Here is a 15858-nt window from a genome sequence, read left to right on the forward strand (position 1 = left end):
CTCCTTGTCCCCTTGTCCCCTTGTCCCCTTGTCCACTTGTCCACCACCCCCCCCCTCTCCCCCCCGGACCCTACTGGGACGCTACCCACTTCAACTTACATAATGTAAAAATCTTTACCGATGCAACTCCAAACGAGCAAGCTGAAATTTTACAACTTTGTAGCTGCGGACTGCTAGAAGAATCCTACTTTATTGAGAAAGCGGGTATGGGTTACATGGCAAAAATGGTGTTGCTAGCAGAAACGACAGAGGAAAGGATGCTTTACGCTCTTTTTTGTGGTGATGAAGCTAGTCACTTTGCCCAGATTAGCCGCTTTCTGCCGACTCCCGAACCTGTAGGAACAGATAAATTTTTCCTACGCTTTTTAGCAGACTTGATCGAAAGTCAAGATAAAGCGGTGCTGCTGTTCGTGCTACAAGTAGTCCTTGAGGGTTGGGGTTTAAGCCATTATCGCAGTCTAGCGAAGGACTGTGTAGATAAAAATTTAAGTTTGATGTTACATTCGTTTTTGGAAGATGAAAGCCGTCACCATGCTACAGGGGTAACGCTATTTGACCGAACGTGCGTGACACCATCAAGCCAACAAACGATAATCGAGACACTAGCATCATTTTTGCAGATGGTGCAAGTGGGACCTCAAAGCGTTGTAACTGCAATTGAAAAAATCAAAGGTGATTTATCACGTCAACAGAAACTAAAGATTTTTACAGAATTGGATACAGAAACTCACAGTGGCAGTCGTTTGAAATTGTTGCGATCGCTTATGAGTCACTCCAATGCAGAAATTATACTTCAACAACTCGACCAGCAAAAATCATTTCACCCTTTCCCACCAGAAAAATGTGTATGAAAGAACCTCTCCCCCAACCCCTCTTTGAAACGGAGAGGGGAGTAAAAATTCCCCCTTCCCTTAAAGGGAAGGGGGTAGGGGGTTAGGTTTTCTTATATTTATTAATATTTAACATGAACACAACACTCAACGAACCCAAACAAAACACACTTCTAGAAAATCAAAAAATCTACCGCAAACTACAAATTAACCACACACGCAACAAACAACAAGACCACACGCAACTGCTTGACGAAGCTGCTGCCGCATTTAAATATGAAGATTGCAAAGATGTTTACTGGAACCCAGAAGAATTCTCTTTACTTTACGGTACACCTGTATGGTCACAAGCAAGCCAAAGCCAAAAAGTTATCTTAAATCAACTTTATTGGGTAGCTTATTATTCGCAAATTATCTCTGCTGAAATTGCGACAATCTTCTTTAATCAAACTAGCGCTGCTGGACTTTATGCTCAAGAAGATTTTCGTCTAGTTTGTGACATGCTCGACTTAGAATCTGCCCAAGAACGCGCACATATTCACGCTTTTCAAACAGTCTCTCACCAAGTAGAAGCCGCATTATTTGGCAAGCACATCTTCTCCTATCCGATGCGGGGACCATTTAGCGAAACGATGATTTTCGCTGACACCAACACCTTCAAAAGTTGGTGGAAAAAGCTGCAATTACAAACCTTTGGACTTCTCTCATCAGATAATACCTTCTTAGCTTGCCAATACTTCACTGTGCGAGGTGTGCGAACACTCAACGGTAAGTTAGTACAGCATAAATTAAGCAATTTTTATCAGAAACATCCCGACCCAGAAAACGCTCCCATCCCGGCAAAGATATCTTACTATCACTTCATGGATGAAAGCTTTCATTTTAACAGTTCAACAATTATCTCCCATGATGTGATTTCGTGTTTGCAACCACCGACAGCATTTGAGAAGTTAGTCGCTAACTTAGGTTTGCGTGGTTGTCAAAAAGACCATTATCACTTTAGTGCGGCAATCAACGGCATTTTTTGGTACGATCCGGCATTGTATACAGCGATTTATCAAGTCTTGCGATCGCCATCTTTTAGTATGAGCGATATTGAAGCAAAAGAAATCATGCGTCTTTGCTTCACCCAAGAATCAGAAGGACTACATCGCAGCTATCAAACCCACACCGAAGCGATGGAATCTTATAAAGTTTACCTCGATCAACTCAACTACGTTTGGCAAACTAATAAACAAATGTGCCTCATGGCATCAAATTCTATTCCCAAATATTTAGAGACGCAAAAAAAAGCCTTCTCATCCTCGTTTCATGATTTTAATTCGTAGTTAGCGCTTCAGCGCTAAAGCGCTAACTACAAAGCCTTTCCAAATTAATTGTTTCCTTTTTTTATCATGAATTAATTCAGCGCTGAAGCGCTAACTACAAAGCCTTTCCAGATTATTGACTTATCTTATAATGAATGAATTCAGCGCTAAAGCGCTAACTACAAAGCCTTTCCAGATTAATTATTTCCTTTTTTTATAATGAATCAATATCAAAATCAAAACACACAACCGATTATGAAAATGAAAATCTTCAATAATTGGGATATTATCGCTAAAGGCTGGTATATTGCTTGTCGGAGCAAAGAAATACCAAAAGGTCAAGCAAAATCTTTAAATCTTTGTGGACAACAAATCGTTATATTTCGCGGAAAAGATGACAAAATTCGCGCATTAGATGCTTATTGCCCCCACTTAGGAACTGATTTAGGAATTGGACGAGTTGATGGTAATTTCATCCGCTGTTTTTTTCATCATTGGGCATTTGATGGTGAGGGAAACTGTCAAGATATTCCTTGTCAATCCACAATTCCCCATCGAGCGAAACTGCAATCTTATGCAACTGATGAAAAATATGATTTCATTTGGGTTTATCCAGATAAAGAAGCACCAAATAAAGTAGTTGAATTTGATGAACTAAAAGATAAACCTCTCGTGACAAGACACGACAAAGCTTTTGAGAGAAGCTGTCATCACCACATTTGCATGATGAATGGCATTGATGCTCAACATCTGCAAACCGTACATAAATTAAATATTAAAATGGATTTATCCTTACAACAAAATCAATCACGTACAATAGTTGATTTTACACTCAGCGGTGAATTTCCCAAAACGACAACAAAAGAGCGAATAGGGCAAAAGATTCTCGGAGAAAATTATGAATATACGATGAGATATGCTGATGGCTGTATCGGGCTTTTAACTATGATGAAAAAAGTTCGGATTCTGCCACCATTACACATGATTTACGCTTACACCCCAGTAGAAACAGGTAAAACGCGCATTCAACCTATTTATGTTGCGAAAGAAAGAAAAGGTATATTTGGTTGGCTTATGACTCAAATGTTGCTTTTACTAACAAAATTAGCTTACTATTTATTACGTGGTGAAGATGGCATAATTTATGACAACATTCGCTACAATCCCAATGTAATTATTAGCATTGACAAACCATTAGTTGAATATATGCATTATGTAAATCAACTTCAACCCTCTGTATGGTCGAAAAAGAAATTATAAATCACACACTCCTAAAATCTTCTTAATCTTCTTTGCGACTTTGCGCCTTTGCGTGAGATAAAAGAATGAATATACAACACAATACCATAAACTTTACCCAAACTCATTATCAACCAATTAGTTTGTCAAGACATGAAAAACTTTCTGAATATCTCACGGTACAAAATTCTCCTGTGTTATTTGGCTGTCGGACGGGAATTTGTGGAACTTGTCTAGTACTTGTCCAAGGGGATATTCCACCTCCTAGTGAGGAAGAAAAGGAAATTTTAGAGATATTTGCACCGGGAAATCAACAAGCAAGACTTGCTTGCCAAATAGATTTAATAAACGATATAGAAATAAAAACTTATGCGGGGTAAAAGTGAGATTTGAGGATTTTTGGTATGTTGTTTGTGAAAGCAAGCAATTAAAATTGAAGACAATACTGCAACGCACAGTTTTAGATGAATGGTTGGTGGTGTTTCGTGGTGATGATGGGAAAGCTGTTGTTTTGCGCGATCGCTGTATGCACAGAAATAGCCGTCTGTCTCATGGTAAAATCTGTGCAGGTAATATTCAGTGTCCTTACCACGGTTGGGTTTACGACAAAACCGGCAAAGTTGTAGCTGTACCTGCTGAAGGTGAAAATTTCCAAGTTACCGATGCTCGTCGCGTGTTATGTTATGACACACAAGAGCAAGATGGATATGTTTATGTGCGATTGACGCAAAACCCAAGTCAAGAATTTGCGCCTTTCAAAATGCCTTGCTATAAACAACCAGGATGGGAAACAGTACGTGTCATTAACCGCTTTCGCAACAATGTCACCAACTGCGCTGAAAACTTTATCGACATTCCCCACACCATATCAGTTCATCCGGGAGTCTTCCGCACACCTGACGCTTCACAGCTAGAAATGACGGTGGAAAGACGCAACGGTTCAGTATTTGCATCCTACCGTAACGAAACAACAAATCTCGGTTGGTTTACACACTTCCTCAACTCTCAAGGTTACGAAATTCGTCATATCGACAGCTTTCACATGCCGAATATCACCAGCGTTGAGTATGATATGGGAACGCACAGAAAACTTTTCATCACCAGCCAATCGATTCCGGAAGCGGCGGACTCAACTTTAGTTTACACTGATGTAACCTTCAATTACGGCATTTGGAACAAATTAGCACGACCTTTTGTCAAATGGACTGCTCAATATATTATCCACCAAGATGTCGCCGTTTTAAACATGCAGTGGCAAGTAATTGAAAAATATGGCAGCAATTTTGCCAACACCCCCGCAGATACCATTCACATTTTTGTCGAATCTATCCGCAATCAAATTGCTCAAGGGGAAGATCCGAGAAACTTACCAGAAAAATCTCTGCAAATCAAGTTTTGGGTATGAACTATATTCATAAAAAGAAGTGGCAAAATAAAGCCACTTCCTAATTCCCAGGTAGAACCTAATAAATATTATAAATAAAATTTAACTTGCAAATGGTGTAAAGTGACACTGTTTTTTTTTATGTTAGTTTTTTTTGCCTTCGTTATTTTGCTGACGCTGACTGTGACTAATGACAAAAAACTTACTTTATTTCGCTTAAAGAAGCGTGAAGACTGGTTTGTGGATGGAATTAATCTCTTTTTTCAGGGAATTTTGATTCCCATCCTACAAATAACTGTTATATATCAACTTTATCAGCATTTGCTTCCCAATTTTCAATCTGCTCTAAATCTGCACCCCATCGTGGCATTTTGCTTCAGCTTTGTGTTTGTAGATTATCTCTACTACTGGAATCATCGCTTATTTCATACCCGTTGGCTCTGGTATGTGCATCAGATACATCACACTGTTACACAAATGGATGTTTTGGGAACTTCTCGCAATACGTTATGGACAAGTTTTCTGATTATTTACTTGTGGGTTCACGCTTTATTTATCTATTTCCTGCAAGATTCTAGCTGGTATCTTGCCGGTGTCAGCTTGAGTTCGGCTTTAGATTTGTGGAGACATAGTGTTTTTACACTTACACCAACATCCTTACTTTACCGCTGGTTATCACCTTTTTTAATTCTACCACAGAATCATGCTTGGCATCACGCCAGCAGCGGTATTTGTGGTAATTATGGAGCAAATTTCAAGCTTTGGGATAAAATGCATGGGACTTATTTTGAATTTGATAAAGCACCAGATTCTTTAGGTGTAGAAACGAAGTTAAGCTTAACCCAAAAGCTATTTTTACCCTTTTAATTTGCGAGTTTTTGAGTTTTAATTAAAGAGAGCGATCGCCTTTTATAAAAAACACCACATTTAGGTAAAAATCTAAATATAATTTTCATATGAGCGGGTTATATCTCCGACTTTTCCGGAACTTAATTTTACTGGACAACAAATTTGTGATGCGGGAAGTTAATATAAAAACACCACATGAGTGTACCAGTTCCAGACATAGTACTAAAGTTTCAGCTATACACGACTATTCACCGTCTGCTATTCTCAAAATTCCATGACTCCCCTTAGCACCATTTTCTCTTTTTTTCCTGCTTTAGTAATGCTTTTGACAGCAACATCAATCCTTTGGATTTGCTTTTATCCAGGAATATTAAGTATTATGGCGCTTTTAATTTCTTTATATGTCTTTCCATTATTTGTATATAAAATACACGAATATTTATATCCTTTAAAAGAAGGAATCAGTTATTTAGCCAGTAAAAATTATTCCCCTTGGTGGGGAAGTCACCAAATACAAGTAATATATATTGCCTTTCCCGCATTAGAAACACTGTTGCGACTTATCCCTGGTGCATTCTCATTGTGGTTGCGATTGTGGGGGGCAAAAGTGGGTAAAAATGTTTATTGGACACCGCAGTTAGAAATAAGCGATCGCTCGTTAATCGAAATCGGCGATAATGTAGTATTCGGTAATGGTATCGGCATTTATTCCCACATCATCAAACCGAAAAAACAAGACTTACTCCTATATGTGAAAAAAGTTAAAATAGGCAACAATGTCTTTTTAGGAGCTTGGAATCACATCGCACCTGGAGTTACAATTGCAGATGGAACCTATGTTCCTGTCTTCACTCATATTTATCCGAATAAACTAGTCGAAAATAAGGAAATAATTACAACCGCAGATGAACGCGGATAAACGCGGATAATATCTTAATCTTATCTGCGTTTATCTGCGTTCATCTGCGGTAAAAACTCTTAAAATGCATTTCATTATCAAGTTATTCGCAAAGCTTCTTACTCCCGCTGCCAATCGATTTCATCATACACTGAAAAATCCCCAAGCTTCACAGCAAGCAGTACAAAAGGAGATTTTTAAACGTTTTGTTAAAAGTGAATATGGCAAATCTTTAAATATCGAATCTCTTCCTGATTGGCATCAGATACCTATTGTTACATATGACGATATTGAAAAGTGGATTTTGCAACAAAAGGAAACTAAAAAGCCTCTTTTAACACCTGAATCAATCCTTTTTTATGAAAAAACTTCCGGAAGTCGCGGTGCTGCAAAGTTAATTCCTTACACTAAATCTTTGCTGAGTTCTTTCAATCAAATGTTCTGTGTTTGGGCACATGATTTAATTGTACATGGGGCAAACTTTTCTACAGGTAAAATATACTTTTGCATTTCCCCACAATTGGGAGAAAAACAAGATGAAATCGGATTAAACAATGATTCAGAATATTTAGATGGATGGTTAAAGTGGTTTATCAGCCCTTTTTTAATTTCACCTCCCGGACTAAATCGCGTTAGTGATGCGGAAGAGTTTAAAAATCAGCTTTCTCAGACACTTTTACTCGAAGAAAATCTAGAAATTATCTCTATTTGGAGTCCGAGTTTTATTAAAGTTATCCTCGATTATATTCAAACTAATCGTACACGACTTTTATTAGAAATAGGCGATCGCCTTTCACCCCAACGCCGTAAAATGCTGTTAAATACAGACATCCCCTGGACGCAACTTTGGCAAGAACTCAAACTTATCTCTTGTTGGGATAGCGCTAACGCTGCGGATGGTGCGGAATTTTTGCGTTCATTGTTCCCCAACGTTTTAGTACAGGGTAAAGGACTACTTGCCACCGAAGCACCGCTAACTATCCCGTTAATTGAAGCGCAGGGATATGTACCAATGCTGAATGAGGTGTTCTTTGAATTTGAAGATGAAGCGGGGAAAATTTCCCGTTTGCATGAATTGGAAAAAAACGGAGTTTATGAGATAATTATTTCTCAAAAAGGCGGATTATATCGTTATCGAATAGGCGATCGCATTCGCGTTACCCATTTCTATTTAAATACACCTTGTTTGCAATTTCTCGGACGCACTCAAGAAATCAGCGATTTAGTTGGTGAGAAACTACATTCTGAATTTGTCCGTCAAGTTCTTGATTCCTTACCGTTACAAGGGACATCCTTTAAAAGTTTAGTACCCGTCAAGGAGCCGCAACATTACATTTTGTTACTAGATCAAACGAATGTAAATCCCCAAGAACTCGCTCAACAATTAGATGATGCATTGCAACAATCTCCTCAATATCGTCATGCAAGGCTTCTAAATCAACTTCAACCGGTGCGAGTATTGGTATCTTCCCAGATACCAGAAATTGTCGCTTTATATAAAACGCGATCGGGTAAAAAATGGGGTGACTTAAAACACGATATTCTCTCAACTACACCCATCGAATCAGAACTACTTGCGCTCATTGGAGAAAGAAACGATGAGTGTAAATAAGATTATTTCATAATTCTAGTTGCGTTAAAAATGGCAAGGATAGCCACACCGACGTCTGCAAAAACAGCTTCCCACATCGTCGCTACACCGAAAATACCCAACCCGATAAATACAGCTTTGATGGCTAAAGCAAAACCGATATTTTGCCAGACAATTTGGTGAGTTTTTCTGGCAATTTGTATTGCTTGGGCTACTTTTGATGGTGCATCTGTCATGATAACAATATCGGCAGTTTCTATCGCCGCATCTGAGCCTAAACCACCCATTGCTATACCAACATCAGCCCTAGCAATGACTGGTGCGTCATTAATTCCATCTCCAACAAATGCTATTTTACCATGTTTTTTAGGGTCGCTGAGTAACTTTTCAATAGCACTAACTTTTTCTTCAGGTAATAACTCAGCAACGTAGGAATCTATACCAAGCTGTTGAGAAACATAGGATGCGATCGCCTGATTATCTCCCGTTAACATTACTGTTTTCTCCACACCCATTCGTTTGAGTGCTTGAATAGCCTGTCTCGCATCTTCCTTCAACTCATCTGCAATTACAATATATCCAGCGTAAACATTATCTACTGCTAAATGAATAACTGTTCCATCTACCTGGCAGTTATCGTGAGCAATTTTTTGTTTATGTAATAAGCGATCGCTTCCCGCTATGACTATCTTATTCTCAATATTGGCTCTAATTCCATTTTTCAAGTTAAATCCTTCACTGTGGTCATGGTTATGATTATCACCATGACTATGATTATGATTTTCATGATGGTCAACAGAATCATCATGACTACAACTGCAACAGCCGGAATCGTAATGTATTTTATGCTTCATTTCTGTTGAGGATAGCTAAGTTGTTTAATATATGAGCGCCTGTTCAAATATAATACAAGAAATAAGTTTTTACAATTCTGTAATTTAAGAACGATAATCTCTATCAATGAGAAAATTTAGGTTTAATAAGAAGTTGCCACTACTTTTTCGGAAATATTAAGATTTATCATCTCAGTTAGAAAAATAATGAGATAATTATGATAAAAATAGCCAAAGAGCCTAAACGATGCCCTTTCCGGAAAATTCCTCCAGGAAGCCCAGCCTGCCTGAAGTCCACCGCAGTATCGCAATTCCTAACACCAAAAATGTCTGGCGCAAGATGCTGGCTTACGCAGGGCCTGGATATCTAGTGTCAGTGGGATACATGGACCCTGGTAACTGGGCAACTGACTTGGCTGGTGGGGCTAAATTCGGTTATGCACTGCTAACAGTAATCATGGTGTCCAACTTGATGGCGATTTTAATGCAATCGCTGTGTGTGCGGTTGGGGGTAGCGACGGGGAGAGATTTAGCACAGACTTGTCGAGACTATTTTAGTCCGCGTGTAAACTTGTGTTTATGGCTACTTTGTGAAATAGCGATCGCTGCTTGTGATTTAGCAGAAGTTCTCGGAAGTGCGATCGCGCTTCAACTGCTTTTTGGCATTCCCCTAATTTGGGGTGTGTGCATCACGGTGCTGGATGTAATTGTATTGCTACTGCTTCAGCACAAAGGCTTTCGCTACACAGAAGCTTTGGTAATTATGTTAGTAGCAACTGTGGGCATCTGTTTCACCGCAGAAATCATATTTTCCCGTCCTGACTTGGGGGGAATTTTATTAGGTTATGTTCCCAAAATAGAAATTGTGCAGAACCCAGAAATGCTTTACATTGCCATTGGCATTTTGGGGGCAACTGTGATGCCACACAATTTATATTTGCACTCATCAATTGTGCAGACACGCGATTGGGAACCAACTACTGAGAAGAAATGGGAAGCTATTAAGTTCTGCACAATCGATTCAACAGTCGCTTTGTGTTTTGCATTATTTATTAATTCAGCAATTTTGATTGTTTCTGCTGCCACATTTCATTTTTCTGGTCATCAGGATGTGGCAGAAATCCAAGATGCTTATAAATTACTTTCTCCCTTATTGGGTGTGAATGCTGCTAGCGCAATTTTTGGTTTGGCATTACTAGCTTCCGGGCAAAGTTCAACGCTGACAGCGACAATAGCTGGGCAAATTGTCATGGAAGGCTTTTTAAATCTGCGTTTTAAACCTTGGTTACGTCGGTTAACAACTAGACTAATTGCGATTGTGCCAGCACTGATTTCAATTATGATTTTGGGAGAAAAAAGTACAGGTAGCTTACTAATTTTCAGTCAAGTGGTGTTGAGTTTACAGCTATCGTTTGCGGTGGTGCCGTTGGTGATGTTTACGAGTAATCACCGATTGATGGGTGAGTTTGTCAATCCTTTATGGCTGAAGATTTTATCGTGGTTAGTAGCTGTAGCGATCGGCAGTTTAAATGTTTGGCTGCTATTGCAAACTATTTCTGGCTGGCTGTTTCCAAAATAATGATATCTCTCAAAGGGCACTTGCCAAATATGCTTTTTCGTGATACAGCATCTTCTGGAAATTACTTACAATGTAAAGACGTTCCGCCGGAACTACAATGTAAAGACGTTCCGCCGGAACGTCTCTACGACGGTAGGTAGGTTTTCATTAATGTTAATTAAACGGACATGATATCACGGGTACATTTTTGGTAATGATTATCGTTATGAATGTCTCATTCCAGTGTTATACACAAAACGTAGCTTTAATTTGTTAAGAAAATATTATAAATCTTAAATATTCCCGATAAATACTCTCTTGACCTGTAACAGTTAATCGGATAACGTAATCGTTCAGTAAGATGTTCCCTGATAACTTATGAACAGAAAATTAATACTTAGTTTGCTTTCCAGCCCGACTATTTTTGCATCTATGATGTCTATCATAGGAGTAGTTAACCCGGCACATGCAGCACAGCCTGTTCTGCGTATGAAAGATGGTCAAGCATGTATACGTCATCCACATGCTGGATACAAAAACTTTGTTTGTACGCGGGTTTCACAGACAACAACCCCAGTTAAAGTTAGTTCAGTACAGCAATCTGATAAAAATGTTGCCATGTTGCAATTTTCGGAAGCAGAAAGCAATCAAGCGATCGCTTTATTTGGTTGCGACTGTCCATACTGCATGAATGCCTTCCGTACTCTCACAGGTGGGCAACCTTTAGTGTATTAGGGATTAGGGACTAGGGACTAGGGACTAGGGACTAGGGACTAGAAAAAGAATTATTATCCATTCCCCACTACTAACTCCTAACTCCTAACTCCCCACTCCCCACTCCCCACTCCCCATTATTCAACCTCCTCATTAACCGGGAACCTGTCAATAAGCTGCATTGCGCGAGAAGCATTGCGGCGCAACGATTCCGGCAGATGAGAGACGTGGGGTATCTGCGATAATAAATCTAAAGTGCGGCGCAGCAACCTGACTACATCACCTTCATCTAAAGTGGTATGTTCGCACAGTTCTGTCCACGCCATACCCAGTGCCCATTGTTCGATTATGGCAATTAACTCAAATTCCAACCAAATAGGCAGCGCCACGCTATACCGACGTTGTAATTGAAACATTTGGCGGCGAATTCCCCGCAATTTTCCTAGTGCTTCTACTACTTCATTACTCAACTCGAAGTGTACTTTACTATCCGGACGCGGAGTTTCTGTCACCAAAGCCGCAGCAGCTGCTGCTAAATGGTGCGGATCTAAATTATCGAATTCTCCACTGGAGAGTGCCAAACCCAGCCACAATTCATTTTCTCCGCGCATAGCGGCAGCGATTTGCCCTAATTGAGTTGGGACTAAGTTAACCAATGCGTTAAAGTGCTGCAAAATTTCGATTAAGTTGACAAATTCTTCCCAATGACGTTGGGATTGTTGCTCAACTTGTTCCTGCATCAGTTGAATTTCGGCTTCGAGTTCGACGCAGCGGGCTTTGCGTTTAAAAATTGCTGGGAGATTGCCGGCTTGATGTATGGGACTTTGTTCTATTTGCTCTTGCACTGCTGCTGTGCGGCTAAGTTGTTCTGCTACTTCTGGTCGTTGCTGCACAAACTCGCTCGGATCGGGGATTTGAGAAGCGATCGCTGCTGTTTGTTCATTCCCCCTGCGTGACGGTCCTGGTTTTAAAGGCATTTCCGCCGGTGGTAACAAATCAGCCTCAACTTCAACTCGCGGTAGTTCCGCATACAAATCCACGACATCCCCAGTGGTTGCCACATACCAGCGGTTATCTTGCCCCAAGCATACCAAGTAAGGCGATTGACCAGAACCTGGGGTTTTCCCCACCAACACAGCTGTTACAGGTGTAGATACGGGAATATTCTTCCCCTTCAAACCTAAAAGCGTCCCCGACACTGCAAAGTTCAACATCATGCCCAATTCTTCTTGCCGATCTGACTGAGCTTGTTCTTGCAGAGTTTTCAAAACTTGCCGTTCTACTTTTAGCCGTTGGCGCAATTTCTCATAAACAGCAATTTCCTTTTCATCTACTGCCGCTATTTGCGTTTGAAGTTGCGCCAATTCTGTTTGCAGTTCGCCAATCTCCTGATAATCTGGTCTTAAATGCAACGTCGCCATGTACTGCCCAAAACTACGCTCAATTAGTTCCTTGGCTTGTTCCAAGGTGTGAGTTTGCAATAAGTTCAGTACCATCCCGTAACTTGGTGTAAATTGGCTCACCAAAGGGTCAGGTTTAGATGTTGCCAGATAGGCCCCTTCTTTGGCTCCTTCAAAGGGAGTTTGCAACGTCACTACATAACCTTGCTTGTCCATCCCTCGGCGTCCGGCTCTTCCCGCCATTTGCAGAAATTCGGAAGCGTTTAACAAACGGTGTCCGCTGTCGGTACGCTTGGAAAGGGTGGAAATCACAGTTGTCCGGGCTGGCATATTAATTCCCGCTGCCAAGGTCTCGGTAGCAAAGACTACCTTAATCAGTCCTTGCTGAAAAAGTTCTTCTACCAAAACTTTCCACGCGGGTAAAATACCCGCATGGTGTGCGGCAACTCCCCTGTATAAAGGGGCAATTTGTCCAGAACGTCCGGCTTCGGGATTGCGAGTTAAAAAATCGTCAATTTGCCGCCGCAACACCTGTGACTCGTCATTATTCACCAGCCACAAATCACCGACCTCAGCCACGGCTTTATCACATCCCCGGCGGCTGAAGATAAAGTAAATTGCTGGTAGCATATCCCTTTGCTGTAGCTGGCTCAGGGTGTATTCTATGCTGGGAGCTTCTGGTCTACCAGCTCTACCTCTATCTGGCGATCTGCTTTTTCCTCTCTTAACTAAGCGGGGGTTAATTTTATTTTTGCTTTCATTCAACAAGGGAAACAGCCCCTTGGGATTGCCAAAGTTAAATTCTAAGGGGACTGGGCGAAAATCTGAGTAAATCAGGTCAGTTGGACCGTGAACTTGATTTAGCCAGTCGGTGAGTTGGTCACTGTTAGCAACTGTGGCGGAAAGGGCTACCAGTTGAACTTCACCGGGGCAATAAATAATCGATTCTTCCCAAACGGTGCCCCGTTGACGGTCGTTCATGTAGTGGCACTCATCCAGCACCACCACCTCAACGTCTACTAATGAGGTGCCGACTTGCCCTATGGGTGTGCCATAAAGCATATTTCGGAAAATTTCTGTAGTCATAACTACAATTGGCGCATCTCTGTTGACAGAGGTATCGCCAGTTAACAGTCCGACGAGATCAAAACCGAATTTGGAACGAAAATCACGTAACTTTTGATTTGATAGCGCCTTTAGAGGTGTCGTGTAAAATACACGTTTCCCCCGCGATAAAGCGCGATAAATGGCGTATTCCCCGATTAAAGTTTTGCCGCTGCCGGTGGGCGCACAGACAACAACGGAGCTTCCAGCGTTCAGCGAGGCGATCGCATCCTTCTGAAATTGATCCAACTCAAAGGGAAATATCGTATGCGGGTCAAGTTCTGAAGACAGCGCAGGATAATTCACGTATGGGACATTTGCAACCAGTCTGTTTACTATATTAACGGCTATTTTGTCAACTTTTATAAGTTAGGAGTGAGGAGTTAGGAATTAAAACTCCTAACTCTTAACTCCTAACTCTTAACTCCTAACTCTTAACTCCTAACTCTTAACTCCTAACTCTTAACTCCTAACTCCCTAGTCTACTTCCCCAATTCAAGCGATCGCGCTGTGGCAGCAATGACAGCTTCAATTAAAGCTGAACGAAAACCAGCTTTTTCTAGTTGAGCAATGCCGGCGATTGTTGTCCCACCAGGACTGGTAACGCGGTCTTTGAGTTCTGCTGGGTGTAATTTTGTTTCATGCAGCAGTGTTGCGGTTCCCAGTACGGTAGAGAGGGCTAATTGATAGGCGATCGCTCTGGGTAAACCTGCGGCTACTCCACCATCAGCTAATGCTTCTACCATCAACGCTACATAAGCCGGACCACTACCGGAAAGTCCTGTTACTGCGTCTAGCAGGTTTTCGGGAACTTCCACAACTTCTCCGACTGCGGCAAAGATTTCCTGTGCTTTTTTATAATGTTTCGCATGTGTATATGCACCTAAGCAAATTGCGGTAATTCCCGCTCCCACAGTTGCTGGGGTATTGGGCATTGCCCTAATTACTGGTAACTGGGGAAATCCGGCTTCTAGCTTCACCAGGGGCACACCTGCCAAGATAGAAATTACCAGCGGTGAGGAATTTGTACCGATGACATCTGCTAGTTCTTGAGCGATCGCGCTGAATACCTGCGGTTTCACTGCTAAAAATACAACTTCTGTTGCCGAAGTGAAAACCAGGCGATTATCTGGTGTCACAGTTACAGCATATTGCTGCTCTAAATAGCTCCTCCGTGAAACTTGGGGTTCGCTGACTATGATTTCTGATGCTTGATAAAGACCTCTCACAATAAGGCGGGATAACAGCGCTTCTCCCATTACCCCACCACCAATTAAGCCAAATTTAATAGTCATTCGTTAATAGTCAAAGGTCACTAGTCAATAGTCAAGAGTCAAAAACTATCAACTCTGGACTTTTGAACGCTCCTATTGCTCAAAGAGGCTCTGCCTTTCCACGCAACTGGTACTCTTGTTGACTTTGGACTAATCTTATTGTGCCATCCGATTGGCTTCATTTCCCCAACTGGGAGTTGCACCTGTAGGACGTGCGGGACGAACTGGGGGTTGGGGTACTTCGTGAAGTACGCCACCATGAGTGCTAACTTGTACACAGCTTGGCGTAAACAAAAATATACTTTCACCGATGCGCTCTTGATGTCCGTCGAGTGCGTAAGTTCCACCTGCAACAAAATCTACTGCGCGTTGTGCTTGATCCGGATCCATAATTGTCAAATTTAACACTATGGATTTCCGTTCTCGCAATGCTTGAATTGCCTGGGGCATTTCCTCAAAGGTGCGTGGTTCTAGCACCAATACTTCCGAAATTCCATTTATGGCTCCTGGCATCCCAATAACATTACTCATAGGCTTTGAACTTGTTGTTACATCAGTTTCCATTGTAGACATGGGTTCGCGCCAACGTCGATTTTGTTGGCTTTGCTCTTGTGGTGCTGCGGGAGTGACGTTTTGTTCATATATATTTTGATAACTTTGTGTATTTGGTTCTTCTTCGTAGTACTCATATTCGACTTGCTCATTCAGACCAACGAAGTCTCTAAGTTTGGAAAATATATTGTTCATTGTTTACGCTCCAAGAATTAACCATCTTTACTGATGTGACAAAAGTTAATTGATTCACTCAACTTTCATGGTTACAAAGAACTGACAGATATGCAATTCTCTCGCTCTTTGTAGCATCGATTACAGGCTC

Annotated in this window: 13 protein-coding genes and 1 pseudogene; 10 read left to right on the forward strand and 4 right to left on the reverse strand. The window is 41.1% G+C overall.

Annotated features, from left to right (window positions below; translation table 11 throughout):
• The 8 genes from OGM63_RS20700 to OGM63_RS20735 form a co-directional block, all read left to right on the forward strand.
• On the forward strand, window positions 1-851 hold an 851-nt coding region (locus OGM63_RS20700), incomplete at its 5' end, for a ferritin-like domain-containing protein (RefSeq protein WP_263747542.1).
• Between the two features lie 113 nt (window positions 852-964).
• Entirely contained in the window at window positions 965-2158 is a 1194-nt protein-coding gene (locus tag OGM63_RS20705) for a P-aminobenzoate N-oxygenase AurF (RefSeq protein ID WP_263747543.1), read from the forward strand.
• A gap of 240 nt (window positions 2159-2398) precedes the next feature.
• Window positions 2399-3397, forward strand: a complete 999-nt coding sequence (locus OGM63_RS20710) for a Rieske 2Fe-2S domain-containing protein (RefSeq protein ID WP_263747544.1) — start codon at window positions 2399-2401, stop codon at window positions 3395-3397.
• Between the two features lie 65 nt (window positions 3398-3462).
• Window positions 3463-3756: a 2Fe-2S iron-sulfur cluster binding domain-containing protein gene (locus OGM63_RS20715; protein ID WP_263747545.1), complete on the forward strand. Its 294-nt coding sequence runs from the start codon at window positions 3463-3465 to the stop codon at window positions 3754-3756.
• 2 nt (window positions 3757-3758) lie between these two features.
• Complete coding sequence (locus tag OGM63_RS20720) at window positions 3759-4781, forward strand: aromatic ring-hydroxylating dioxygenase subunit alpha (RefSeq protein ID WP_263747546.1); 1023 nt, start codon at window positions 3759-3761, stop codon at window positions 4779-4781.
• 120 nt (window positions 4782-4901) lie between these two features.
• Window positions 4902-5627, forward strand: a complete 726-nt coding sequence (locus tag OGM63_RS20725) for a sterol desaturase family protein (protein WP_263747547.1) — start codon at window positions 4902-4904, stop codon at window positions 5625-5627.
• Window positions 5628-5988: 361 nt separating this feature from the next.
• On the forward strand, window positions 5989-6528 hold the full coding sequence (locus OGM63_RS20730; RefSeq protein WP_263747548.1) for an LbetaH domain-containing protein: 540 nt from the start codon (window positions 5989-5991) through the stop codon (window positions 6526-6528).
• A gap of 64 nt (window positions 6529-6592) precedes the next feature.
• Window positions 6593-8119 (forward strand): GH3 family acyl-acid amido synthetase, encoded by a 1527-nt coding sequence (locus OGM63_RS20735; protein WP_263747549.1) that lies wholly within the window; start codon window positions 6593-6595, stop codon window positions 8117-8119.
• Between the two features lie 2 nt (window positions 8120-8121).
• Here the strand turns inward: OGM63_RS20735 and OGM63_RS20740 are convergent.
• Window positions 8122-8817: pseudogene (locus tag OGM63_RS20740) on the reverse strand (HAD-IC family P-type ATPase); the annotation flags it as partial.
• 361 nt (window positions 8818-9178) lie between these two features.
• Here OGM63_RS20740 and OGM63_RS20745 point away from each other — a divergent pair.
• On the forward strand, window positions 9179-10510 hold the full coding sequence (locus tag OGM63_RS20745; protein WP_263747550.1) for an Nramp family divalent metal transporter: 1332 nt from the start codon (window positions 9179-9181) through the stop codon (window positions 10508-10510).
• Between the two features lie 357 nt (window positions 10511-10867).
• Window positions 10868-11224 carry a hypothetical protein gene (locus tag OGM63_RS20750; protein ID WP_263747551.1) on the forward strand — a complete coding sequence of 119 codons (357 nt, stop codon included), beginning with the start codon at window positions 10868-10870 and terminating at the stop codon, window positions 11222-11224.
• A gap of 116 nt (window positions 11225-11340) precedes the next feature.
• Here OGM63_RS20750 and OGM63_RS20755 read toward each other — a convergent pair whose 3' ends face one another.
• From OGM63_RS20755 to OGM63_RS20765, 3 genes are all read right to left on the reverse strand, one after another.
• Window positions 11341-14013, reverse strand: coding sequence for a DEAD/DEAH box helicase (locus OGM63_RS20755; protein WP_263747552.1), 2673 nt, complete (start codon window positions 14011-14013; stop codon window positions 11341-11343).
• A 176-nt stretch (window positions 14014-14189) separates the two neighbouring features.
• On the reverse strand, window positions 14190-15002 hold the full coding sequence (gene proC, locus OGM63_RS20760) for a pyrroline-5-carboxylate reductase (RefSeq protein ID WP_263747553.1): 813 nt from the start codon (window positions 15000-15002) through the stop codon (window positions 14190-14192).
• A 135-nt stretch (window positions 15003-15137) separates the two neighbouring features.
• The gene (locus OGM63_RS20765; RefSeq protein WP_263747554.1) at window positions 15138-15728 is read right to left on the reverse strand and encodes a cell division protein SepF; all 591 of its coding nucleotides are present in this window, start codon (window positions 15726-15728) and stop codon (window positions 15138-15140) included.
• Window positions 15729-15858 lie beyond the last annotated feature (130 nt).

Origin of the sequence: Plectonema radiosum NIES-515, from assembly GCF_025753815.1 — a bacterium.
GTDB classification, from domain to species: domain Bacteria; phylum Cyanobacteriota; class Cyanobacteriia; order Cyanobacteriales; family Nostocaceae; genus Hassallia; species Hassallia radiosum_A.

Coding starts and splice junctions, on each gene's coding strand:
- OGM63_RS20765 (WP_263747554.1), bottom strand. CDS start 15,728: ATGAACAATATATTTTCCAAACTTAGAGACTTCGTTGGTCTGAATGAG.
- OGM63_RS20705 (WP_263747543.1), top strand. CDS start 965: ATGAACACAACACTCAACGAACCCAAACAAAACACACTTCTAGAAAAT.
- OGM63_RS20725 (WP_263747547.1), top strand. CDS start 4,902: ATGTTAGTTTTTTTTGCCTTCGTTATTTTGCTGACGCTGACTGTGACT.
- OGM63_RS20750 (WP_263747551.1), top strand. CDS start 10,868: ATGAACAGAAAATTAATACTTAGTTTGCTTTCCAGCCCGACTATTTTT.
- OGM63_RS20730 (WP_263747548.1), top strand. CDS start 5,989: ATGGCGCTTTTAATTTCTTTATATGTCTTTCCATTATTTGTATATAAA.
- proC (WP_263747553.1), bottom strand. CDS start 15,002: ATGACTATTAAATTTGGCTTAATTGGTGGTGGGGTAATGGGAGAAGCG.
- OGM63_RS20710 (WP_263747544.1), top strand. CDS start 2,399: ATGAAAATCTTCAATAATTGGGATATTATCGCTAAAGGCTGGTATATT.
- OGM63_RS20735 (WP_263747549.1), top strand. CDS start 6,593: ATGCATTTCATTATCAAGTTATTCGCAAAGCTTCTTACTCCCGCTGCC.
- OGM63_RS20715 (WP_263747545.1), top strand. CDS start 3,463: ATGAATATACAACACAATACCATAAACTTTACCCAAACTCATTATCAA.
- OGM63_RS20745 (WP_263747550.1), top strand. CDS start 9,179: ATGCCCTTTCCGGAAAATTCCTCCAGGAAGCCCAGCCTGCCTGAAGTC.